Below are 24,324 nucleotides of genomic sequence, written 5' to 3'. Positions count from 1 at the left end.
TTTTTAAAAGGAGCGATATTCTCTAGACCTTTCGCGTATAAAGTACTACTTGAGGACCGGAGAGACAGTGCTTTGATGCCATTTGCTATAAGTATCCACATTTCATCATATAAATAAGAAGTTTTTTAAATGTGTAATAAAAGATGTATCGTGCAAACTTGGAAAGGTGGGTTCATGAATTTCAACATAAATGTACGCTGGCGCGCAATTCTCAAATCTCGCTCGAAAAGTGCAGATTCTGGCACGAAAACCTTTCATTCTGGAGCGCAAATTTAATTACCGGATTGAAATGTTTGAAAAGGAAGGGGGATGCCCACGCCAATTCCGATGTAGCCTCTAATAATCGCCAGCACCGCAACAATTAGTTACGATTTTTTATAAAAACCGTAATAAAGGGCGGATCGTACAAATTTAGAAAGGTAGTTTAATGAATTTAGGTGTAAATTTGGCTCAGGCTAGCAAATCTCAAACGATATTCAACTTTCGCTTCTTCTTACAATTGTAATATTAAGATTTTTTCGACATATTTTCAAAATCTTAATATTATTCGAAAAAAAGAATGGTAAACTTAAAGTAATGACTGGGGAAGGGGGGATTTGATGAGCTTTAATCAAGTTAAGAGTGAAATTGTATCGTGTCTCAAAGCGTGTGTAATTGCTATCATGATTGTTATAATTTGCCGTACCTTTCTATTTACACCCACTTTGGTGAGTGGTGAATCCATGATGCCCAATTATCAAGATGGTAACTGTGTAATCATCAGTAAAATGAGTGAGATTGATAGGTTTGATACAGTCGTCTTTCAAGCGCCTAGCGGGGATGGAAACTATGTGAAACGAGTAATCGGTCTGCCAGGGGATAGAGTGGAAATGAAAGATGACCTTTTATATATTAATGGAGCACCGCATCCTGAATCCTATTTATTGAAAGCAAAGGAACATCTTAATGGGACAACAGTGCTTACGGGAGATTTTACATTGCAAAGTGTGACGGGACTTTCGACAGTCCCTGATGGCTATGTATTTGTTTTAGGAGATAACCGTTTGATTAGTAATGATAGCCGGTATTTTGGATACATTCCCACGAAATCTATTATTGGAGAAGTGAAATTCAAAGTGTGGCCACTTCAACAGAAGGAATAGATAATTGATCATGAAGATATTTTTTCTTCTTGTGTAGTCAGGCCACCCTTTATGGTATAAATATTTCTAAAAAAACTTACAATTGCAAGCCATTTCTCGGGATACATGCCAATAAAACGGCTCTGCGTATTCATGGAATAGAGAAGTAGACAATCCAAGACACCTTCCTTCATATTATTTAGGTCATAAAGAAGAGCGTGGGGAATCGTGTAGAAAGAATGTATTTGGTAAGGGTTTAATATAGTATATTGTAAGTTGTTCTCTTCTGCGTACTTGGATAATAATGTTTTCTGAATGATAAAGCTTTCCTGTCGGCTTGTATCATTAATAGCATAATTAGGGTTTATGAGAATAATACCGTTCATTTTTCCACCTCGAGTTTTTAAGACTTAGTTTTACCTGAGTAATGATATTTATACAGATAAGAAAGTACTTCGTAATAAATTTGTTAATAATATACAAAAAATCAAAAAATAAATTGACAAAAAATTTTACCGGTAGTAATCTAATTAACATAAATGTATAAAAAATCCAATGAATGGGAGGCGATCGTGATGATGACAATAGCTATGCGAGTCCATAAACGTATCTATTTGAATACAATCACAGCCTACCCATGTACTTTGTCTTGACGTTTTGACAGAGTTATTAACTGGTGCTTAAACAAGTGCAGGCTGCGAGATTATCGTGGCTTGCGCTTTTTCTATGGTTTGCGTTCTTGTTTGAACGTAAAGATATGTAAAAGCTTTCGCTAAGTGGCGGGAGCTTTTTGTTTTTTGAATAAGGTGCATTCGCATCCTTTCAATATAAGCAAGATCAACCTTAAGGAGGGACAAAAATGAAAGTACTTAAAAAGGTGAGACAATTCAATGTAGGAGATCCAGAAAGCGGTTAGACAAAGCAGATTTAACAACAAGGGAGGAAAATAGATGTTTTCGATTTTTAGAAAATTATCCTGGTACTTTAAGGAACAATGGAGACGATATTCAATTGCGATTTTCTTTTTATGCTTAGTAAATATTATGGAGGTCATTCCGCCAAAGCTGATTGGGATGGTAATTGATGACATTAATAATGGAGTATTAACGAGTGAAGGGATTATTCGATATATCGTTTATTTAATAGCAGTTGGGATGGCAACCTATGTCTTTGGCTATTTATGGAGTTACTTACTGTTTGGTGGCGCTCACTTGGTCGAACGTAAGTTAAGGACTGGATTTATGGGCCATCTTTTGAAAATGACCCCTACATTTTATGAAAAAAATAGAACAGGCGATTTGATGGCCCGAGCTACCAATGATTTGAAAGCTATTTCCATGACGGCCGGATTTGGGGTCTTAACTCTTGCTGATGCTGTATTGTTTACTTTAACCATTCTGCTTGTGATGGGCGCTACGATCAGCTGGACGTTAACACTCACAGCCGTTTTACCTCTTCCAATTATGGCAATCATGTTGCAAGTATATGGCAAAAGAATTCATAAACGTTTTACAGATGCACAATCTGCTTTTGGTCATTTAAATGATAAAGTACTTGAATCCGTTGCGGGAGTTCGGGTAGTTCGGGCTTATGTGCAGGAACGAGAAGATGAACTCAGTTTCAATAATATGACGGAAGAAGTCTATAAGAAGAACCTAGAAGTAGCGAAAATCGATTCACTGTTTGACCCGACTATTTCTATTCTTATTGGCATTAGTTATTTGATTGGTCTTGGATATGGCGCTTATATGGTGTTCCAGCAGCTGATTACACTGGGTAACCTAGTAGCCTTTAACGTTTATCTCGGCATGTTAATTTGGCCTATGATTGCGATGGGCGAACTAATTAATATCATGCAACGTGGGAATGCATCACTTGATCGACTCATAGAAACGATGTCCTATGAAGTAGATGTTAAAAATGATCCTAGTGCAAGGATAATTGGTCAGCCAGAAAATCTATCATTTGATTCTGTCCATTTTATGTATCCTTCATCTGAAGTAGTGAACCTAGACAATGTATCTGTAACAATTGAACGTGGTCATACATTAGGCATTGTCGGTAAAACAGGAAGTGGGAAAACGACATTTGTTAAACAACTTTTACGGGAATACCCGCTTGGCGAAGGGGTACTTTCGATTGGCGGTTTGCCATTGAATCAGCTAAAGATTGAAGAACTTCGGAGCTGGATTGGCTATGTACCACAAGATCAATTTCTTTTTTCAAGATCCATAAAAGATAATATTTTGTTTGGCAAGAAGGATGCAACTGATGAGGAGTTAGCGAAGGCTATTCGTTTGGCAGATTTTGAGAAAGACCTTGAAATGCTACCTGAAAAGCTTGATACACTTGTTGGTGAGAAAGGGGTTGCTCTATCAGGCGGGCAAAAACAACGGATTTCGATTGCCAGGGCATTGATTAAAGATCCAGAGATTTTGATTCTCGATGATTCACTGTCTGCTGTGGATGCGAAAACAGAAACAACCATCATCGAAAATATTCAAAGTGATCGTACCGGAAAAACGACGATCATCACAACCCATCGTCTGTCTGCTGTTGTGCATGCCCAATGGATTATTGTTCTTGATAACGGTAAGGTGATTGAAGAAGGTAGGCATGAAGATTTACTTGCTTTAGACGGTTGGTACAAGGAACAATTTGAACGTCAACAGGTAGAGGCGGGAACTGGGGTGAATGTATGAAAGTTGTAAAAAAACTATACCAGTATGCAATTCTATATAAAAAATTAATTATTGGCGCGCTTATCATGTTATCTATTTCCGTAGCCGCGGATTTAACAGGACCTTTCGTTGCAAAGAAAATCATAGATTCCCATATTCTTGGTATAGAATCGGAGTGGTACGAAACAGAAAAAAGTAAAGACGCCGTATTTTACCAAGGGAATTGGTATAAACGAGACGACTATTTTAATAATCAAGAGACGAGAGGAAAGGAAATCAGGGTACTACAGGTTGGGACTAAATTTGTCTTTGTTGAGGACATTGTACCGTTTGAAGGTAGCCGGAAGTTGGATGGGGTGACTTTAACAGTTACGAAAAATGGGCAATCTGAGAAATATCCTGCAACTGTTTTAGGAAAAGAAGATTTGTTTGCCTTTTATCAACCGGAGATTGCTAGAATTCTCATGCTCGTCGTTTTTTATTTCAGTCTCGTCTTAATCTCCTCGTTGCTTCAATTTTTCCAAAGCTATTATTTAAAAAAATCAGCAAATCGAATTATCCAACGGATGCGTAATGACCTGTTCACACATATGTCAAGGCTGCCGATTCGCTATTTTGATAACTTACCAGCCGGGAAGGTTGTTGCAAGGATTACAAATGATACAGAAGCAATCCGTGAACTGTATGTTACGGTACTGGCGAATTTTTTCTCAAGTACGATTAATATTGTCGGTGTATTCACTGCCTTATTTATTTTGAATCCACCAATCGCAATGACAGCTCTCGTTCTTGTTCCAATCCTTATGATTTGGACAATAATTTATCGGAAGTTTGCTTCGAAATATAACCATATCATTCGAGCAAGAATCAGTGATATTAATGGTATGATCAATGAATCCATTTCAGGGATGACGATCATTCAAGCATTTAACCAAAGAAAAGCTGTAAAAGAATCATTTGAAAAATTGAATCACGAGCATTTTACGTATCAAAATAAAATGTTGAGCTTAAATTCACTCACTAGTTACAATTTAATTGGCATATTAAAAACCATTGCATTAGTACTGTTCATCTGGTATTTCGGTGGGATGTCAATGACCGCTTCAAGCGCCATTTCTTTAGGAATGCTGTATGCGGTTGTAGATTTTATCAATCGTTTATTACAGCCAGTACAAGGAATCGTCAATCAGTTCGCAAACCTGGAGCAAGCTTTGGTGGCGGGAGAACGGGCTTTCGGCTTGTTGGATGAACCAGGAATTTCAGTTGAGGATGAAAGCATGCCGCGTTACAAAGGAAATGTAGAATTTAAGGATGTATCATTCGGCTATAAAGAAAATGAATATGTGTTAAAAAATATTACGTTCCAAGCGAAGCAAGGGGAAACCATTGCCTTGGTGGGACATACTGGATCAGGAAAAAGCTCTATTATGAATTTACTATTTCGGTTCTATGATACGAATAAAGGACAGATCATGATAGATGGGAAAAATATTCAAGAAATTCCTCATCAAGCTTTAAGGGAGCACATGGGTATTGTGCTCCAAGATCCTTATTTGTTCACAGGCACAATTGCCTCCAATATTAACCTTGAAAATGAAGCGATTACTCGAGAAGCAATTGAAAAAGCACTACGTGATGTTGGCGGCGATAAAGTATTAAGTCATCTATCGAAAGGATTAGATGAGCCAGTGATTGAAAAAGGCAGTACGCTTTCTTCTGGACAGCGTCAGCTCATTTCATTTGCCCGGGCACTTGCCTTTAACCCAGCCATCCTCATTTTAGATGAAGCGACTGCAAGTATTGATACTGAAACAGAAGCAATTATTCAATCTGGCATGGATGTCTTGAAAAAAGGTAGAACAACCTTCATCATTGCACATCGACTCTCAACGATCAAAAATGCGGATCAAATTCTTGTCCTTGATAAAGGACGCATTTTTGAAAAGGGGAATCATGATGAATTGATTGCTCTGAAAGGAAAGTATTTTCAAATGTATGAATTACAGCAAGGCCAGAAGAATGAGGTTGCAGGATAACAAGAATTATCGAATAAACGGTTTTTTGCTAAATGGCTCCTCTTAAATAGGTATGGAGCCGTTTTTTAATCATTAACAGGCAGTAAAACCCCCACCTCAAGGCTTAGGGAGATGAAGAAGCGTAGGTGGGGGATGAAAGAAACTCTCACTGATTGAAGTTTCACTTAATATAAATTGAATAAAATAGCGGCAAGATTGTAGATATGCGTTAAAACAAAAAAAGCATTTCTATTTAGTCATACCTTCTTATTTTCAGCATATATAGCATGTAATTGCTACTTAAAAAGAATCCATTGTATTTCCTTTAATTGTGTAGTATTTTCATATAAAATGGAAATAAACAGGATTGGTAGAAAAAGAATCCAATTGAATGCAGTGAATGGAGCGGTTTGATGACTCAACCGATATTATTAATCGCACTATCTTATGCTTTTGGCTGTATAAATGGAGCCTATTATTTTAGTAAATGGAAGATGGGAAAAGATATTCGTAAACTAGGGAGCGGGAATGCTGGTGCAAGAAACGCAGGACGGCAACTAGGAAAAAAAGGTTTTTTTTTTACGGTAGTCATTGATGCTATAAAGGTGTTTATGGCTTTGTTCATCGTTAATACCCTAATAGAAGAAAGTGAATTGGTCATGCTAATATGTGCTTTTTGTTTATTGATCGGACACATTTGGCCAATCCAGCTCCAATTTCGTGGCGGCAAAGGAGTCGTCGTTTTTTTAGCCGTTACCCTTTATCTTGTCCCAGTCGCTATTTTGGTGACAGGAATTGTTATGGGAATCGGATATGTAATGTTTCGTAGAATTACAATTCCTGGATTAATCTCAATGATGACAATTCCGATTACTGCTTATGCAACAGGGCATTCATGGACTTATTCAATAGGCTTTCTGTGTATGCTGATTATTGTCCTACTCGTTCATATACCGAACAGCAGGAAGAAGAAAACTAAGAACGACATAGGAGAGTGAATATAGTGGAAGTTGTTTATAAAATCGCTTCAGAGCAATCTGAGTTCGAGCAAATTTATAAACTTAATTATCAAACATTTGTGGAAGAAATTCCTCAACATAATCAAAACGAACAACAGCGATTAATTGATCGTTTTGACAAACAAAATACCTACATAATTGCCAAGAAAAATCAGGAAGTCGTTGGGATGATCGCTGTTCGATCCAATCGACCATTTTCATTGGATCAAAAACTGACGAATTTGGACGACTATTTACCGAGCGATGCTAATCCATGTGAAATAAGACTACTTACTGTAAAAAATGAATTTAGGAAAAGCCCCGTTTTTTATAAATTGGTTGAATTGCTAGTTAGCTTTTGCTTAAAGAAAAAATATAATATGGCGCTTATATCAGGTGTTGAACAGCAAATTCCTTTATACAAAAGAATGGGATTTAAAGCATTTGGTGAAATGGTCGGGACAGAACAAGCTAAGTTTCAGCCGATGTATTTGACAGTTGAGCAATTTGAAAACTCAACAAAGGTTTTCAAAAGACTCATAGCCAGGAATTCCAAAGTAGCTAGCAAAATTTCGTTTCTTCCTGGTCCGGTACAGCTTCATCCTGAAGTAATCAAGGCTATCGCTCTACCTGCTATCTCACATCGCTCAAGCGGATTTATGAATCAAATGGACAAGATACGGAACGTTCTTTGTAACATGACAAACGCTAAGTATGCAGAAGTTGTTGTTGGGACTGGCACATTAGGAAATGATATAGTGGCTGCACAGCTTTCTCAGATCGAAGGGACTGGTTTAATTTTGGCAAATGGGGAATTCGGTTACCGGCTAATTGACCATGCCTCACGCTTTAATTTGTCATTTTTAACGATTGAAAAAGAATGGAATAAGCCCATTTCGATTTCCGAGATCGAACATTGCTTAAGAGAAAATCCAAATATTAAATGGGTCTGGACCGTGCATTGTGAAACCTCAACCGGCTATTTATATGATTTGAACAAAATCGAGGAGCTTTGTCTGAAGTTTGGTGCTGAATTATGTGTTGATGCATGCAGCTCGGTTGGTGTTGTCCCTGTGTCCTTTAAAAATGTATTAATGGCCACGACTGTCAGTGGTAAGGCTTTAGGATCCTACCCCGGCTTAGTCATTGTTTTTCACCGGGATAAGCTACGTCATAATGATAATCTGCCAAGATATTTAGATATGGGAATGTATCAGGAGTATGATGGTACCCCATTTACACATTCTTCTAATCTATTAAACGCATTACATGTTGCATTGCAAAAAATAGATTTCAGCATAATTGAACCAAAAGCGATATTCATTAGAAAGTTTTTAAAGGAAAATGGTTATAACTATTTAGGAAACGAAATGTATTCACCAGGTATTATCACGATCAATTTACCAACTTATCAATCTTCAAAAACATTAGGTGATTTCTTGAAAAGTAAAAACATCCTAACAAGTTATGAAAGCCACTATTTATTAAAGCGCAACTGGCTCCAAATTTCGTTAATGGGTCATCATAGTGAAGAATCAATTCGTCTTCTACTTTGTGAGTTGACGTTTGCGAAAACAGACTTTGCTAGTAAGGTGTGATGAAATATGACGATGAAAGAGACGAGGGTGACTCCGAAACTACTGTTTTTATTTGCGTGTACATGTATGTGGTTGAAGACCGTTATCGTTTCATTTATTGGTTTTGATATTGCCATTCATTCTTGGTTCGATGCTCTGCTTCTTATTGTCAATCCAATCGGTTCACTGCTTTTATTAATCGGATTTAGCATTTACTTTACAAAAAGACTTCATATGAAGTGGCTTTTAGTGATTATGCTATTCATAACAGGATTGCTTTATGGAGATTTATTGTATTACCGTTTTTATATTGATTTTGTGACCGTTTCTATATTGTTTCAATTTAAAAATGTCGGGGGAATTGGTCCAAGTACGTTTGAGTTGATGCAAGTGTGGGATTTACTCTTATTTGTAGATGTATTAATCATTGCCCTTTTTACAAAAAAAATCATCAACCAACCGAATGAGATAAGTGCCCGATTTAAAAAGCGGTTTATTGGCTTCAGTACATTACTACTTATTTTATTAGCAGGACTTGGGTGGCTTCGGTCTCCATATCTTTTTTCTGCCTCGTTTAACAGAGAACTGATGGTTAAAAGCATCGGTCCTTACAATTATCATCTGTATGACATTGCGATGGGGCTTCGTCCTACTATTGATCGTGCAGTGGCTACACATGTCGATACTGCGAAAATCGAGGAGTACATGGCGAGTAAAAAGGATGATACCACGGATTTATTCGGAATAGCAAAAGGAAAGAATGTTGTGTTAATCAGTATGGAATCTACACAAAACTTTGTAATCAATCGAAAAGTGAATGATCGAGAAATCACACCATTTTTGAATGACTTGATAAAGGAAAGCTTTTATTTCAATCAAATTTATGATCAGACTGCACAAGGGAAAACATCAGATTCCGAGTTTATGATTGATACGAGTCTATACCCGCTGTCTGGAGGGTCTGTCTTCGTTCGACGTCCAGGTAATACGTTTACAAGTCTACAACGTCTTTTGCGAGAGAATGGTCAATATTATTCAGCTTCCTTTCACGGAAATGACGCATCCTTTTGGAATCGCGAAAAAATGTATGAGAACCTTGGCTACGATCGCTTTTTTTCCAAGCAAGATTATGTGGTAACCGATGAGAATTCGGTTAATTATGGTATTAAAGATATTCCTTTTTTTGAGCAATCTGTGGAGCTTATGAAAACAATGCCTGAACCGTATCTGGCAAAATTGATTACATTAACGAATCACTTTCCATTTTTGTTGGATGAAACTGACCAGCTAATTGCAATGGGAAATACTGACGAAGATGTCGTAAATCGGTACGTGACAACGGTTCGTTATCAGGACGAAGCAATTAAGCGGCTATTTCAAACACTTAAGGATCATGGAATGTATGAAGACACAATCTTTGTGTTATATGGGGATCATTACGGGATTTCAAAAAAATATGAAGTGGCGTTAAGTCAAATGCTAGGTGATGAATATTCGCCAATTAATCACATTCAATACCGCCAAGTACCAGTGATTATCCATATTCCTGGTGAGCGCGGGAAAACGATTTCAGTCCCAGGCGGAGAAATTGACATTCGGCCAACTCTTTTACATCTCTTAGGAATAAAAACAGAACAAACAATATCGTTTGGTCACAACTTGTTTACAAGATCTCCAAATCATCCCGTGATTTTCAGAGATGGCGGTTTTGTAAATGATACGTATATTTTCCAAGATGGGGTTTGCTATCGTAAAGGATCGGGGGAACAGTTGAATAATGCTACATGTGAACCATATCGGCAAACTGTATATGATGAATTAGGGTTGTCTGATGAGATTATATTTGGAGATTTATTGCGGTTTACCAGTACAAAAGATTAAAAAAAGAAGGTGTCCAAGGGTCAGGCCTCGCAACAACTAAATACAGTATATTAGGATACTATGAAACATTCCATACTGATTTAGAGTGAGAGGTCAGACCCTTTTGACACTCTTCTTCAAGAAAAAATTTATTAAACGGTAAGTACCAGTTTACTTTTTTCCAAGGCTTCCGAAAAATCTTTAATCAGGTCATCTGGATTTTCAAGGCCCGCTGAAAGACGAAGTAAGCTTTTCGTGATGCCTCGTTTTTCACGTTCACAGTCAGGCATTGCAGCGTGTGACATCTTCGCTGGATAAGATAAAATCGTTTCGACAGCACCAAGGCTTACAGCAAAAACTGGTAGAGTAACATTAGAAACAAAGGAGCGTAGCACATCTTCATTTTCTAATTCAAACGAAAATACTGCACCAGCTGATTTCGCTTGTTGCTTTTGCAAAGCAAATTGTGGATGGCTGTTAAGTCCTGGATAATGAACTTTTTTTACAAGGGGATGGGATTCCAAGAATGCCGCGATTTTTTGAGCGGATTGCACAGAGTGCTCCATTCGAACATGCAATGTTTTCAGACCTCGCATGACAAGCCATGCATCTTGTACGCCAAGAACAGCTCCGAATGAATTTTGCAGAAATCTGAGTTTTTCTGCTATTTCTGGATCCCGTACGACAGCAAGGCCGGCAACGACATCGCTATGTCCTGATAAAAATTTAGTCGCGCTATGAAGGACTATATCTGCTCCCAATGTTAGTGGCTTTTGCAACGCTGGCGTTAGAAATGTATTGTCAACAAATGTTAATGCACCAATTTGTTTCGCAATACAACAGATTCCATGAATATCGGTTACCTTCAAAAGGGGATTGGAAGGAGTTTCGATATAAATGGCTTTCGTATTAGGTTGAATGGCTGACTTCACATTTGCTATGTCAGTCATATCAACAAAGCTATGTTCAATATTAAAGCGGGAAAGTACTTGTGTGACCATCCGAAATGTTCCGCCATACACGTCTTCAGATACGATCACATGATCGCCAGCTGATAAAAGCATTAAAGCAGTAGAAATAGCCGACATTCCTGATGCGAAGGCAAATCCATTTGTACCTTCTTCTAGTCCTGCAATGATCTCTTCTAACGCTTCGCGAGTGGGATTCCCGCTTCGGCTGTAATCATATTTCCCAAACTGGTCACAATCAAATTGATGGAAAGTGGAAGCATGCTGAATCGGCACGCTAACTGCTCCGTTTCTTGAATCAAATTTATGGTTATTATGGAGAAGCAATGTTTCAAAGCTGAAATGGTCGGCTGTCATGCTAAAACCTCCTTTTTCATCTTAGCGAATGCTTGATCTAGATCATGGATAATATCTTCCGATGCTTCAATACCTACAGAGAATCGAAGCAGCCTATTACATATACCATTTGCGAATCTTATCTCTTCAGGGATGTCTCCATGTGTTTGTGTGGCAGGGTAGGTAATAAAACTTTCCGCTCCGCCAAGGCTTTCAGCAAATGAGATAAGGTTCAAGCTTTGCAAAAATGAATTCACATATTGTTCATCGCTTACTCGGAAAGAAAGCATTCCGCCTTTTCCTGGATAGAGAACATCTGTAATGGATTCATGGGTAGAAAGATAATCTGCAAGTTTCCGTGCGTTTTCTTGATGTCTTTCCATTCGCAAAGAAAGTGTCTTCATACCACGCATTAACAGCCATGAATCGAATGGACTTAGTACTGCACCTGCACTATTATGGTGATGTGCTAGAGCTTCAGAAAGATCTTTACCTTTTGATACTATGAGTCCGGCAAGTACATCATTATGTCCGCCTAAATATTTTGTAGCACTGTGAATCACAATATCGGCGCCGTTTTCTAGCGGTTTTTGCAGAAGAGGTGTATAGAATGTATTATCCACGATTAATAAGACATCGTACTGTTTTGCAATAGCTGACACTGCATCAATATCTGTTTCCTGCATTAGCGGATTCGTAGGCGTTTCAAGAAAAATCGCTTTTGTTTGAGGGGAAATACTGTTTTTAATCTCGGCTATGTTATTTGTATCAACATATGTACATGTTAACCCCCATTTTTTAAAATCCTTTTCCAGCAATCGATAGGTGCCGCCGTATAAATCATTGCTGACAATCCATTCATCACCAGACTGGAAAAGGGAAAGAACTGTGAAAATGGCAGCCATTCCAGAGCTGCAAGCAAATCCTTGATCGCCACCTTCAAGATTAGCTATCGCTTGTTCGAGCAGCTGACGAGTTGGGTTTCCTGACCGAGAATAATCATATCCAGTTGATTGGCCAATGCCATTATGGCGATATGCAGTAGAGAAATATACAGGAGGACTTACTGTACCAGTTACAGTTTCACTTCGATTCCCTAATTGAGCTAATTGTGTATCAATTTTCACTATCGTTCACGGCTCCTTTTCTAGAAAATAAAAAAAGTCTTCTTTAAGAAGAAGACTTTATAAGCGCATAAGTATGCAGTCTCTTCTTATCTACCAAGCATAAATAGCTTGATGGAATTAGCACCTTGGCAATATGTTATTATTGCTGGTTGCTGAGGCGTCACAGGGCCATTCCCTCGACCTCTCTTGATAAGAAATCCTGATTATTTAGTTAATTATGAATTTACTATACTTTATCTTTAATGTCAATTAAAAGCAAATCCATATTTATGTATTAAGAAACGATGGACAGCTTTTTTTTTATTTGCTTTTAAATGCAAAACATTTGTACAATAATAATGTATGTAGAATTTTTAAAAACTAAAGCGCTAACAAAATAAAGGGGATTCCTACTAAGTAGGACTGTATTAGCGTTATAACAGAGATTTGGAGGAGAAGAAATGGAATACAGAATTGAGAAAGATACAATGGGGGAAGTAAAGGTTCCTTCTGACAAGTATTGGGGTGCACAAACTGAAAGAAGCCGTAACAACTTCAAAATAGGCTATGAAAAAATGCCGATTGAATTAATTCATGCGTTTGCTTATGTAAAACAAGCGGCAGCTAAAGTGAATTTTGATCTTGGTGATTTATCTGAAATGAAGAAAAATGCCATAGTAAAAATATGTGGAGAAATTCTTGAAGGTACATTGGACGAGCATTTCCCACTCGTTGTCTGGCAAACGGGTAGTGGTACACAAAGTAATATGAACGTAAATGAAGTCATCGCAAACAAAGGAAACGAATGGTTGAAGGAAAATGGCAGTGATGAAAAGCTTCATCCAAACGATGATGTGAACAAAGGGCAAAGCTCAAATGATACATTCCCAACTGCGATGCATATAGCGGCGTATGTTGAAGTAGCAAGCAAATTGGTTCCTGCGATCAAAGTGCTCAGAGATACATTTGCTGCGAAAGAACAGGAATTCGCGGATATCGTAAAAATCGGTCGTACACATTTACAAGATGCTACACCAATCACACTTGGGCAAGAAATCAGCGGCTGGAGAGCGATGCTTGATAAATCACTTTATATGATTGAGGAGAGCAGCAAGCATATTTTGAATTTGGCACTTGGTGGAACAGCCGTCGGAACAGGAATTAACTCTAAACCAGAATTTGCTGCACTTTCTGCACAACAAATGGCAGCTGATACTGGATATGATTTTGTTACCTCGGATAATAAATTCCATGCATTAACAAGTCACGATGAAATTGCCTATGCACATGGTGCCATCAAAGCACTTGCTGCAGACTTGATGAAGATCGCAAACGATGTAAGATGGTTAGCGAGCGGTCCAAGAAGTGGTATCGCAGAAATCGCAATTCCTGAAAATGAACCAGGAAGTTCAATTATGCCTGGTAAAGTAAATCCAACTCAAAGTGAAGCATTAACGATGATTGCGGTACAAGTAGTCGGAAATGATACAGCTATCTCATTCGCTGCAAGCCAAGGAAATTTTGAATTGAATGTATACAAGCCTGTAATCATTTATAACTTCTTACAATCGGTAAAACTATTGACTGACGGAATTCACTCATTCAATGATAACTGTGCAGTAGGAATTACAGCAAACTTAGAAAAAATTAAAGAAAATGTTGAACGTTCATTAATGCTTGTAACCGCACTTAATCCACATATTGGTTACGAAAAAGCAGCTGAAATTGCAAAAACTGCATTTAAAAACAACTCAACATTAAAAGAAACAGCTCTTAAACTAGGTTACCTAAACGAAGAACAATTCGAAGAGTGGGTAAATCCGCAAAATATGGTGAATAACTAAGTAGGTAAAAGTGAAGTAGCTGAGACAATGAAAACAACCAAGTTAGAGATATATTAAGAGGGGTCTAGCCACGTACTCAATACTCTGTACCAAGAGTATTATCACTTATTATTTCTGTATATATGAGTGCGTGGTTTGACCCTTTGGTTTTGATTCGATGAAAATAGGAGGAAATGAATATGACATTATGTCCGCTTTGCAATGGACTACGAAAGATTTATGTTGCATGCCCAGAATGTGATTCCGAAATGAAGGATATGGGAAAAGCAATGGACTATGATGATAAGTATAGCGCATATATGGACATAGATATCTTAAAGCAAAATGATGGTTTTCCAGAATCATTAAAAAAAGGTCAGTGTCCACATATAATGAAATGTTTGAAATGTCAACATGATGAAGTTATCTTGGTTAAGGAATAAATAAAAAAGCGAATCGAGCTTTCGGTATGAGAGAGTCGATTCGTCAGAAACAGCATACTTTATTCTACTAGACCTTATCTTATTTATGAATTACTCATTTTCGCATGATTTGTTCTTGGGCTATTTTTATCATTTCTTTGACCATATTGCCACCAATCGTTCCACCAATTTTCCCTGCTTGTTTTGAAGTAAGTTGGCCATTGTATCCTTTTTTTAGTGGTATTCCTTGTTCTTCGGCGATTTCGAATTTTACATTGTCAGGTTCAGTCATATTCACATCGTATCCCTTTGCTTTCATGATACGACCTTTTAGTTGATCTAAACCTTCTCGTGCTTCGGGAACTAAAATTTTTTTATTTCTGGCCATTTTTTATCCCTCCTCATATCTAAGGTTCCCATAAAGAGAAGGTTCACTCAGCAGAAATTTATAGTAAAGCTACTTTTGCCGGATCGGAAAATCCATTGAATAAATACATGACTAATTTTGTTACAACGTATGAAATATGGTACAAGGTGAACGGGAGTATTAGATTCGTAGTTCATGTTAACTGCAATAATTCGATTTAAGGGTGTGTTTATCATAACAACTTATATAAATAATATTCATTAACGGGTTCTCCATTAATAATTAGCGAATGGACTTTCTCACCTTCCAAGACAAAACCCATCTTTCGATATAAATTGAATGCTTTGATGTTGTCTTTAATAACCGTTAATCCTAATCTTGATATTTCATTATTTTTTGCCCACTCGAATATTTGATTGAATAATTTAGATGCGAAACCTTGCCCTTGAAATTCTTCAAGGACACCTAACACGAGATAAGCGGAATGTTGATTTCTTTTTAGATTTCCGCCAAATGCTGCGATAAAACCTACGAGATTATATTCACTTTCGGCAACAAAGATGATTGATTTCTTTTCAGATAATATTCTTTCGATGAACTTGCTCTGTTGTTCGAGTGTTGTGTTTCTTTCACCAGGTTCAAATAACATAAAATTAGAGTCATCAATTTTTTTACTTAATTCGATAAAACTTTTTGCATCAGGTACTTCAATAGGTCTAATCACCACATATTACTCCTCTCTAGCTTTTAAAACAGGTTCAATTAAGAATTCAAAGGGAGAATTATTTCAAATATTTTTATTCCATTTATTAAAGAAGGCTCTATTAAACTTGCCTGGTGATTGCAAAGAGAGGCTTCCGCTTTCTGCGGGCGGTCCGGGAGCCTTCTCGGTGCTGTGCGCCTGTGGGGTCTCGCATTTTTCGTAGGATCGCTCCAATCAACATAGTGCCAAAATCAATAATGAGTTTTAACATAGCCTAAAAGAAACAATAAAACAAAAGAGGGTGACCCATAACGAAAGAGTCAGACCCCACAACCACCATATACAGTTAAATTGAGTGAAAGTACAATAATGAACTGTATATTGTGTGTATGGTTAGACATTTCAGGGACACCTTCTTTATGTTCATTTTATCCCGCATGTTCGGGCAGAACCCCACTGATTGCGGGTTCACTTTATCTTAACAAAAAATTATAGTATTTTCCTATCTTATGCTAATTGCTGCTCAGCGAATTCACGGTATAATTTATGCGATTGTGTTAATTCATGATGGGTTCCGATGCCTGTTACTTGTCCTTTTTCGATGAAAATGATTTTATCAGCATCGACGATTGTTGATAATCGATGGGCGATGACGAATGTAGTTCGTCCTTCCATTAATCGTGTTAATGCTTGTTGTACAACACTTTCTGATTGGCTATCTAAGCTTGCTGTTGCTTCATCCATCATGAGAATTTTAGGGTCACGTAAAAAAGCACGGGCGATAGCGATCCGTTGTCTTTGGCCACCTGATAGTTTTACACCACGCTCGCCAACTTCTGTGTCCAATCCTTTCGGGAAAGCTTCAATAAATTGATCGGCGTATGCCATTTTGGCTACTTCCCATAGACGTTCATCAGTTATTTGTGTTGAATCGTTCAAACCATAACATAAATTATCGCGAATTGACCCAGCCATCATGGCACTTTCTTGGGATACATACCCAATTTGACTACGCCATGAATCAAGTGATAAGTGATTAATTGGCGTGTTACCGATTCGTATTTCTCCCGTAGTAGGTTCGTAAAATCGTTCGAGTAAGCCAAACATCGTTGTTTTTCCGCTTCCGCTCGGTCCGGCAAAAGCTATCATTTCACCAGGACGAGCTTGAAGTGAGATATTTTCAAGAACAGGCTCATCCTCACTATAAGCAAATGCCACGTTTGAAACTTGTATTGTCTCATTTGTAATATCCATTTCTATGCCCTCTTGCCCAGACTCCAATGGTAGTTCCAAAATCTCGATAATTCGCTCTGTAGCACCTTTTGCTTTTTGTAATTGTGTAAAGAACATCGCAAAGGAGGTGATCGGCATAATAATTTGGAATAAATAGAGTAAAAAGGCGATAAGTGAACCAGTTGACATCGATCCATTTGCTACCCGCATACCGCCATAACCAATAATCATTACAATGACAACCATAATGACGAGGTACATGATTGGCCCGATTAAAGCAAAAATGCGAGCTTCCTTTAATCCGTAACCAAGTAATTTATCAATGCCTGTTAATCCATTTGTTTCTTCATTTTGTTCAGCGGTTGAGGATTTCATTAAACGTATTTCACTAAGTGTTTGTTGGATTTGTCCTGTGAATGAGGCTGTTTCATCTTGTAAACCACGTGAAATCTTTGCCATTTTTCGACCGAGTGGAATCATAATGACTAATGTAATAGGTACAGAAATTAACATCAGAAGTGTCATTTTCCAATCCATGACAAATAAGATGATGATAGCGCCGATAATAGAAATAATACCTGTGATAAATTGTGGGAAATGATTTGAAATTAAATCTCGTACGACGCTTGTATCGTTAACGACCCGACTTACCGTTTCACCACTTGAGTTTTTATCAAAATAGCTTACTGGCAATCGAATTAATTTTAACCACATGCGGTCACGTAGCCTTGCGACAATTTTATGGCCGACAAAGCTTAATAAATAAATGGAGATCCCGCTAATAATCGCTTGGATGATAAAAGCTGCTCCTATAGCAATCATAATAGGAATGCTTAAAGATGCAACGGAAAAACCATCTACTAAATTCTTAGTCAATAACGGTACGACAAGACCAGCAATAGTGGTCAGAAGACTTGCAGTTAAACCAGTAATGAGGGCAACCCTTGGGATATTCGTTGATAAAATAAGGGAAATAAATGGCTTTAAGCCATTCTTCTTTTGTTCCATTGTAGAAAACTCCTGTCAGTGTAATCTTTTTTGTTTTGAGTTAGGTAGATTGGCAAACAGATTGCGTATTAATGTGAAAACGTCATAATACGTAACATTATTGGAGTGTTGCATTCGACCAAGAGGGGATTGATTTACGTTAATGATATATTTTTCTGTTATCTTTTTACAGCCGTTATTGTGTGTGCCTCCAAAAGCAAGCAGGTCAATAGTCAAAAATTGACGTACCTGATCCAGAGATCCCAATGGCTGTTACAAAACAGCCGGGTGGAAAGAATACAGATACGTTCTTTAAAAGATGTTTGATTAGGTTGTGTATTCTCAAATACTGGCCTGACCCGTTTCGTCGATACTTATTAGGGAGATGCTCATTTCGTAAGAAAGCTCCTTTAATGAGATGCTATTGTTCCAATAATTCTAGTAAACTTCTTTCACCATCTATAGTCCCTCCATTATGACTAGCACCAGGGTCCCATGTCAATAATATGGTCAGTCTCACGCATGAATTCAACATCTTGCTTAATAACGAGTATGGTATTGCCCAAATCTCTCAGCCGTTTCATGACATTTATCAATACTTTAGTATCCTTTGGATGCAGCCCAGCAGTCGGCTCATCAGGAATGTATAGCACCTCCGTTAGATCAGAATCTATAATGATGCTCACCGAAGTCGCTGTGATTCGCACCCTGGCAAAGTGATTGTTTGTCTGGCGAGATTGTTATCAACATGGGCTCCATATATTGCCGCTGACATTCTCTAAATACTATTTTTGTAATAAGAAAAAGTTAGTGAATTATTCCGTCATTTAATTTTAGTATCCCGCATTAACGGGCAGTAACTCCCCGACTCAAGGCTTAGAGGAATTCGAAGAAGCGTAGGTGGGGGATAACTGCCTAATCTAGTTGCGGCTCCTAGCACCTCGAGGTCATAAGCTGTAATACTCTGTGGCAAACTACGCCACGCTGTATTCCATCTTATGCTTGTCGGACTATCACAAGATGTGATGGCGTCTCTGATGCTCACAGGACGTGAGCGATCTTAGGAGACGTTCCTACATCGTCGCCTCACTTTTTGAAGTAAAATCTCGATTGGTGAGATACAGTGAAACTTACCGATGCGTGAGCAGAAGTAAAGTTTGCGCCCACAGGATGTGGGTCACTCAGGCGTTGCCGCAGGACGCGGCGTACTTAGGCTGAGTTCGTTAAATCGGTTTCATAGAGTCGATTTATCTACGCTGCGCGGAGATATTAGCGACTTTAGAACGGGACTAACAATCAGTAGGGTATGAAGAAAACCCCTACTGATTGAAGTTTCACTTTATTATGTTTAAACAAGGAATGAAGCATCGTTGATAATCGGATCGATATTGTTAACACTATAAAATAGTGCGACATTATGAATCTTTGGAAATCATTCTTTCAACTAATTATATCCCGAGACGTAATCTTAGTTTTATAGCTGGAAATGTGATTTATTTAACTTGAAAAGAGCTTGAAGAAAAATTTTCTCCAAGCTCTCTTAAAAGATATTGTTTATCCGTTATGAACACAATAGCTAAGCTCACAAGCAAAAACGTTTGGAAAAAATGAATTTGTTCATTATTTCTTCGTCTTGTTTGCTACCTCAATCGCTTTATTCGTTGCTTCTACTGCTTTATCAAGCTCTTCTTTCGGATTGCCGCCTTGGTATAGGTTCTCTAAGGCAGTAACGACTTGCTGCCTTGCTTCCGGGAAAACGGATATAAGTGCTCCTTGGGTTGCGACAGAAGGAATCGTTGCTTGGAGCTGATCGACAGTTACTTTCAATTGTGGAGATTCTGCCCATTTGTCTTTAACAATTTGTTCGTCATAAGCTGCAGGATTGATTGCAAAGTATCCTGTAGCAACATGCCATTTTGCTTGAGCTTCAGGTGTTTGTAAGTATTTCATAAACTCCCAAGCTGCTTCTTGGTTTGCCTCGCTTATTCCTTTAGACATCCAAAGAGAAGCGCCGCCAATGACTACACCTTGTCTTTCTGTTTCATCCGCATAAGGAATGAAGCCAACACCGACATCGAATGGAGCATTTTTTATAGTATCTGTAACACCAGCTGATGAATCCATATACATAGCAACTTTGCCAGTTTGGAAAGCAGCACGGATATCATCCCAGTTTGTTCCGAAGTTTCCGAAATGACCGGCATTATTTAAATCATTTAATAGGTTAAATACCCGTAATCCTTCTTCACTGTTAAAGGTAGCTTCTGTTGCTTGATCACTGCGTCCATTATCGTTATTCACGAATAAACCGCCTTGGGTAGCCACTAATTCTTCAAAAAACCAACCATATGTCAGCATAGAAAAACCAAAACGTTCTGTATTGCTCCCGTTTTTCTTTGTAAGTGCAGCTGCCGCTTCTTTAATTTCATTAAACGTTTTCGGCGGGTTTTCTGCATCAAGTCCAGCCTCTTTAAATGCCTCTTTGTTATACAGTAAAACAGGAGTAGAAGAGTTAAAAGGCATAGAATATAATTTATCGTCCAATTTGTAGTAGTTTAAGATATTTGCCTCCAATTGATTAATGTCATAGTTGTCACGATCGATAAAAGACTGAACGGGTTCAATATATCCGCTATCAATCATATATTTTGTACCAATTTCATAAGTTTGGACAATGGCAGGAGCATCTTTCGTTCCGCCAACACTACGGAATTTTGGTAGAAGTTCTTCGTAGCTGCCTTGGAACTCAGGCTTTACAATGTATTTATCTTGAGATTCGTTAAAGTCATTCACAACATCTTCAATTGCTTCCTGACCTGAACCTGACATCGCATGCCAGAACGACACTTCAACAGGTCCACTTTCTTCGGTGTTGTCTTCGCTAGAGTTGTTAGAACTTTCATTTTCGTTATTCTTACTTTGACTCGCACTATTCGAACAGGCACCTAATAAAAATAAACAGAGAAATGAACTGAACATCATGAACCATTTCAACTTTTTAGCCATACTAGAAACACTCCCTATTAATGGATTAAGTATATTTTTTAGTAAAAAGACTGACCGGGCAAACAACTAGTGGGGGATGAAGAAAGCCCCTACCGATGGAGTTTCACTTTATTTCAATGCACCTTGTGTTAGACCTTTTTGCAATTGCTTTTGCCCAAGGAATAACAATAGTAAGGTTGGAATGATTACAACGATTACACCTGCCATTACCACCCCCCAATCGGTAGCTGTTTCTTGTGTTTGTAGCTGTTTTAACCCAATTTGCACTGTTCTGACAGAATCATTGGTAGTAACTAGCAAGGGCCAAAGATATTGATTCCAAGTTGATAAAAACGAATAGACTCCAAGTGTCACTAAGCTGGTTTTTGAGACAGGAAGAACTACTTTGATAAAAAACTGAACGGTATTCAGTCCTGCAATTTGTGAAGCTTCATGAAGCTCCTTTGGAATGGTTAAGAAGTTTTGCCTTAGCAGGAAGGTTCCAAAGGCTGCTGCAAAAAATGGAAATGTTAGTCCTTGATATGTATTGAACCAGTCTAGCTTCAAAATGGTTATGAAGTTAGGAATCATAGTTGCTTCCCAAGGAATCATCATTGTTGAAATAAATAGAAAGAAAATGAAGTTTCTTCCTTTAAACTGAATGAATACGAACGCATAAGCGGCCATAGAACAGACGATGAGCTGCCCAATCATGACACTTGTAGATACAATAAAACTATTCAATAAGTATTTCAAAAGTGGTAGACGGTCAAAGACTTTCAAGTAATTTTCCAAATGGAAGGCCGCTGGAAAGAACTTACCGTGCAGAATTTCATCGCTTGACATGAAAGAAATCATGAATGCATAGAGAATCGGAAAAAACAACAAGAAAGCAGAAAAGAACAAAAGAAGGTAAAGTAAAAGTTTGTTTCGTATATTCATTGATAATGCACCTTCTTTTCACCGAGCTTGAATTGCAAAATCGTCAATAGTAACACACAGATAAAGAGGACAACCGCCTGGGCACTTGCTGTACCAAATTGATAGTTTATGAATGCATCTTTATAAATGCCATACACAATTAGATTAGTGGATTCAGATGGTCCGCCTTTTGTTAAGATATCGATTTGTCCGAACGTTTGGAATGAATTAATTAGTGAAATCGTAATGATAAAGAAAAGGGTAGGCGAAAGCATTGGAATGGTGATTCTACGTAATTGATACCAGTAGCTCGCCCCGTCAATCCTGGCACTTTCATATAAATGCTCATCAATATTTTGCAATCCGCCAAGAATGATTAAAAATGAAAAACCAAGATTTAACCAAATCGTTGAAACAGATACAGAAAATAGAGCCCAATCAGGATCTAGAAGCCACTGAATCTCCGCAATGCCAAATAGGTTTAAGACACGATTGAACATCCCGGTGCTCGGATGGAATAAAAATAACCAGACAACAGATGATGCAGCAACGGAAATTCCCATAGTAGATGAATAAATTACGCGAAAGAACCCAATTCCTCGTAATTTTTCATTGGCCATTAATGCCAGAAATAGTGCAATAATAATCCCTGCTGGCACGGTGTAAAGAACAAATAATAAAGTAGCTTTAATGCTTTTATGAAAGCTTTGTGAGGTTAGTAAATCCTGATAGTTATCAAGGCCTACGAACAAGGCTGCCTCACCTTGCTGATCGGTAAGGAAAAAACTTAAATAAATCGTTTTAAACATCGGATAAAAAATGAATACAGAAAACAATAAAAAAGAAGGAAGTAAATATAAGAAAGCGACTCTTGCTTTTTGCGTCTGCTTCCACAAACTTGTTTTTTGGTTGAGGGAGAGGTTTGGCGTATCATGAAGTGCTAGTTTCATATCATAACCTCTTGCTCGATAATATGTCGCTCTATTTTCGCCGGCGCCTTTATTAGCCCGCCCGTTTTTTTATCGAAAAGACAGATTGAATTATAATCGATTTCGATAGGGACGATATCATTTACAGACAACCGCCATTGACCGTTCCATTTGGCTAACCATTCTTTTCCACCTAAATGAAAGGCGAAAATAGTTTCAGTTCCAAGCACTTCTACGTTTATAACCTGAACTTGCATTTTAATTGTATTGGTTAATCTATTAGAAGAATGTAAGATATGTTCAGGACGAATGCCCACGGTAAGCTGCCTGTTCCTCACTGCTGGTTGATCCTCTGGTTTGATAAAAAACCTTAGGTGATTATCAATATTAATTTCTCCAGTTTTCCAATTATTTGTGCATGAAACGAGGTTCATCGGTGGTGAGCCAATAAATGTAGCGACAAAAGGATTGGCCGGGCGGTTATAGATGTCAATCGGTTTGCCGATTTGTTGAATTTCTCCATTATGTAAAATCATCATCCGATCACCCATTGTCATCGCTTCAACTTGATCATGAGTGACATAGATCATTGTAATACCTAAGCGGCGCTGAATCTGCCGAATCTCAGATCGCATATGTGCTCGCAGCTTTGCATCTAGATTGGATAATGGTTCATCCATAAGACAAATGGGTGACTGGTTGACAATTGCTCTTGCTAAAGCAACGCGTTGTCGTTGTCCACCGGAGAGTTCGCGAGGCTTTCGTTGTAAATAACTCCCTAGTCCCAGCATGTCAGCGGCTTCACTGCACCGTTTTTTGCGTTCGGACTTTGATATCTTTTTTACATGTAAACCAAAGATAATGTTCTCTTCAACCGATAAGTGTGGATAGAGAGCATAATTTTGAAAGACCATTGAGAGATCTCGTTTGCTAGGAGGAAGATCGTTTATTTCTTTTTCACCGATTTTAATCACACCATCAGTAATATCCTCAAGTCCAGCAATCATTCGTAAAATGGTACTCTTACCACAACCAGATGGTCCAACAAGAACAAAAAACTCCCCAGGTTCAATCGTGACACTAATACTCGAGATGACATCTTGCTTCCGGTCATATGTTTTTGAAATGTTTAGAAGTTCTACTTTTTTCAACAATCTCAACTCCTTCACTTTAAATACCAGTGTAAGAAAAGAATATGAAGAAGGTGTAAATATTTTGAAAATAATAGGTAAAATATAGAATGTGGATTATAATTGTGAAAATTCAACACAATTGAATGATTTAGTGCTGAA

General features: G+C 37.9%; 18 protein-coding genes and 1 riboswitch. Of the genes, 8 read left to right on the top strand and 10 right to left on the bottom strand.

What is annotated here, in order from left to right:
• The first annotated feature begins 599 nt into the window (after nt 1–599).
• Nucleotides 600–1,142 carry a signal peptidase I gene (gene lepB / locus V179_RS0121245; RefSeq protein ID WP_028393269.1) on the top strand — a complete coding sequence of 181 codons (543 nt, stop codon included), beginning with the start codon at nt 600–602 and terminating at the stop codon, nt 1,140–1,142.
• An 8-nt stretch (nt 1,143–1,150) separates the two neighbouring features.
• Here the strand turns inward: lepB and V179_RS28455 are convergent, their stop codons facing one another.
• The gene (locus V179_RS28455; RefSeq protein WP_051405069.1) at nt 1,151–1,507 is read right to left on the bottom strand and encodes a hypothetical protein; all 357 of its coding nucleotides are present in this window, start codon (nt 1,505–1,507) and stop codon (nt 1,151–1,153) included.
• Between the two features lie 564 nt (nt 1,508–2,071).
• Here V179_RS28455 and V179_RS0121235 point away from each other — a divergent pair.
• From V179_RS0121235 to V179_RS0121215, 5 genes are all read left to right on the top strand, one after another.
• Complete coding sequence (locus V179_RS0121235) at nt 2,072–3,823, top strand: ABC transporter ATP-binding protein (RefSeq protein WP_028393268.1); 1,752 nt, start codon at nt 2,072–2,074, stop codon at nt 3,821–3,823.
• A complete protein-coding gene (locus V179_RS0121230; RefSeq protein WP_028393267.1) occupies nt 3,820–5,838 on the top strand; it encodes an ABC transporter ATP-binding protein in 2,019 nt (672 codons plus the stop codon). Before V179_RS0121235 ends, V179_RS0121230 begins: the two co-directional genes overlap by 4 nt.
• Before the next feature lie 392 nt (nt 5,839–6,230).
• Nucleotides 6,231–6,815 carry a glycerol-3-phosphate acyltransferase gene (locus V179_RS0121225; protein WP_034302144.1) on the top strand — a complete coding sequence of 195 codons (585 nt, stop codon included), beginning with the start codon at nt 6,231–6,233 and terminating at the stop codon, nt 6,813–6,815.
• A 5-nt stretch (nt 6,816–6,820) separates the two neighbouring features.
• Nucleotides 6,821–8,413, top strand: coding sequence for an aminotransferase class V-fold PLP-dependent enzyme (locus V179_RS0121220; RefSeq protein WP_028393265.1), 1,593 nt, complete (start codon nt 6,821–6,823; stop codon nt 8,411–8,413).
• A 6-nt stretch (nt 8,414–8,419) separates the two neighbouring features.
• Complete coding sequence (locus tag V179_RS0121215) at nt 8,420–10,273, top strand: LTA synthase family protein (protein ID WP_235179180.1); 1,854 nt, start codon at nt 8,420–8,422, stop codon at nt 10,271–10,273.
• A gap of 131 nt (nt 10,274–10,404) precedes the next feature.
• Here the strand turns inward: V179_RS0121215 and metC are convergent, their stop codons facing one another.
• Both metC and V179_RS0121205 read right to left on the bottom strand, forming a co-directional pair.
• Nucleotides 10,405–11,577, bottom strand: coding sequence for a cystathionine beta-lyase (metC, locus tag V179_RS0121210; RefSeq protein WP_028393263.1), 1,173 nt, complete (start codon nt 11,575–11,577; stop codon nt 10,405–10,407).
• Nucleotides 11,574–12,686 (bottom strand): methionine biosynthesis PLP-dependent protein, encoded by a 1,113-nt coding sequence (locus V179_RS0121205; protein WP_028393262.1) that lies wholly within the window; start codon nt 12,684–12,686, stop codon nt 11,574–11,576. The genes metC and V179_RS0121205 overlap by 4 nt, the downstream gene beginning before the upstream one ends.
• A gap of 80 nt (nt 12,687–12,766) precedes the next feature.
• A riboswitch (SAM riboswitch) is annotated at nt 12,767–12,879 on the bottom strand.
• Between the two features lie 244 nt (nt 12,880–13,123).
• Here V179_RS0121205 and fumC point away from each other — a divergent pair.
• Nucleotides 13,124–14,506 (top strand): class II fumarate hydratase, encoded by a 1,383-nt coding sequence (gene fumC, locus V179_RS0121200; protein ID WP_028393261.1) that lies wholly within the window; start codon nt 13,124–13,126, stop codon nt 14,504–14,506.
• Between the two features lie 179 nt (nt 14,507–14,685).
• Nucleotides 14,686–14,928, top strand: a complete 243-nt coding sequence (locus tag V179_RS0121195) for a hypothetical protein (protein WP_028393260.1) — start codon at nt 14,686–14,688, stop codon at nt 14,926–14,928.
• Nucleotides 14,929–15,022: 94 nt separating this feature from the next.
• Here V179_RS0121195 and V179_RS0121190 read toward each other — a convergent pair whose 3' ends face one another.
• The 7 genes from V179_RS0121190 to V179_RS0121155 form a co-directional block, all read right to left on the bottom strand.
• The gene (locus tag V179_RS0121190) at nt 15,023–15,295 is read right to left on the bottom strand and encodes an alpha/beta-type small acid-soluble spore protein (RefSeq protein WP_028393259.1); all 273 of its coding nucleotides are present in this window, start codon (nt 15,293–15,295) and stop codon (nt 15,023–15,025) included.
• Nucleotides 15,296–15,506: 211 nt separating this feature from the next.
• Nucleotides 15,507–16,001, bottom strand: coding sequence for a GNAT family N-acetyltransferase (locus tag V179_RS0121185; RefSeq protein WP_034302141.1), 495 nt, complete (start codon nt 15,999–16,001; stop codon nt 15,507–15,509).
• A gap of 483 nt (nt 16,002–16,484) precedes the next feature.
• Nucleotides 16,485–18,218 carry an ABC transporter ATP-binding protein gene (locus tag V179_RS0121180; RefSeq protein ID WP_028393257.1) on the bottom strand — a complete coding sequence of 578 codons (1,734 nt, stop codon included), beginning with the start codon at nt 18,216–18,218 and terminating at the stop codon, nt 16,485–16,487.
• A 1,599-nt stretch (nt 18,219–19,817) separates the two neighbouring features.
• On the bottom strand, nt 19,818–21,203 hold the full coding sequence (locus V179_RS0121170; protein WP_051405068.1) for an ABC transporter substrate-binding protein: 1,386 nt from the start codon (nt 21,201–21,203) through the stop codon (nt 19,818–19,820).
• Nucleotides 21,204–21,311: 108 nt separating this feature from the next.
• Nucleotides 21,312–22,124 carry a carbohydrate ABC transporter permease gene (locus tag V179_RS0121165; protein ID WP_028393254.1) on the bottom strand — a complete coding sequence of 271 codons (813 nt, stop codon included), beginning with the start codon at nt 22,122–22,124 and terminating at the stop codon, nt 21,312–21,314.
• Nucleotides 22,121–23,053, bottom strand: a complete 933-nt coding sequence (locus V179_RS0121160; protein ID WP_028393253.1) for a carbohydrate ABC transporter permease — start codon at nt 23,051–23,053, stop codon at nt 22,121–22,123. Before V179_RS0121160 ends, V179_RS0121165 begins: the two co-directional genes overlap by 4 nt.
• Nucleotides 23,050–24,183: an ABC transporter ATP-binding protein gene (locus V179_RS0121155; protein ID WP_028393252.1), complete on the bottom strand. Its 1,134-nt coding sequence runs from the start codon at nt 24,181–24,183 to the stop codon at nt 23,050–23,052. The genes V179_RS0121160 and V179_RS0121155 overlap by 4 nt, the downstream gene beginning before the upstream one ends.
• Nucleotides 24,184–24,324 lie beyond the last annotated feature (141 nt).

The sequence above is a fragment of the Bacillus cihuensis genome (assembly GCF_000504145.1).
GTDB classification, from domain to species: domain Bacteria; phylum Bacillota; class Bacilli; order Bacillales; family DSM-1321; genus Peribacillus; species Peribacillus huizhouensis.
The sequence above is the reverse complement of the archived record's forward strand: the minus strand, read 5'-3'. Positions and strand labels throughout refer to the sequence as shown.

Bases quoted from the DNA above. Each gene is read 5' to 3' on its own strand.
- lepB (WP_028393269.1), top strand. From the start codon at position 600: ATGAGCTTTAATCAAGTTAAGAGTGAAATTGTATCGTGTCTCAAAGCG.
- V179_RS28455 (WP_051405069.1), bottom strand. From the start codon at position 1,507: ATGAACGGTATTATTCTCATAAACCCTAATTATGCTATTAATGATACA.
- V179_RS0121235 (WP_028393268.1), top strand. From the start codon at position 2,072: ATGTTTTCGATTTTTAGAAAATTATCCTGGTACTTTAAGGAACAATGG.
- V179_RS0121230 (WP_028393267.1), top strand. From the start codon at position 3,820: ATGAAAGTTGTAAAAAAACTATACCAGTATGCAATTCTATATAAAAAA.
- V179_RS0121225 (WP_034302144.1), top strand. From the start codon at position 6,231: ATGACTCAACCGATATTATTAATCGCACTATCTTATGCTTTTGGCTGT.
- V179_RS0121215 (WP_235179180.1), top strand. From the start codon at position 8,420: ATGACGATGAAAGAGACGAGGGTGACTCCGAAACTACTGTTTTTATTT.
- metC (WP_028393263.1), bottom strand. From the start codon at position 11,577: ATGACAGCCGACCATTTCAGCTTTGAAACATTGCTTCTCCATAATAAC.
- fumC (WP_028393261.1), top strand. From the start codon at position 13,124: ATGGAATACAGAATTGAGAAAGATACAATGGGGGAAGTAAAGGTTCCT.
- V179_RS0121195 (WP_028393260.1), top strand. From the start codon at position 14,686: ATGACATTATGTCCGCTTTGCAATGGACTACGAAAGATTTATGTTGCA.
- V179_RS0121190 (WP_028393259.1), bottom strand. From the start codon at position 15,295: ATGGCCAGAAATAAAAAAATTTTAGTTCCCGAAGCACGAGAAGGTTTA.
- V179_RS0121180 (WP_028393257.1), bottom strand. From the start codon at position 18,218: ATGGAACAAAAGAAGAATGGCTTAAAGCCATTTATTTCCCTTATTTTA.
- V179_RS0121170 (WP_051405068.1), bottom strand. From the start codon at position 21,203: ATGGCTAAAAAGTTGAAATGGTTCATGATGTTCAGTTCATTTCTCTGT.
- V179_RS0121165 (WP_028393254.1), bottom strand. From the start codon at position 22,124: ATGAATATACGAAACAAACTTTTACTTTACCTTCTTTTGTTCTTTTCT.
- V179_RS0121160 (WP_028393253.1), bottom strand. From the start codon at position 23,053: ATGAAACTAGCACTTCATGATACGCCAAACCTCTCCCTCAACCAAAAA.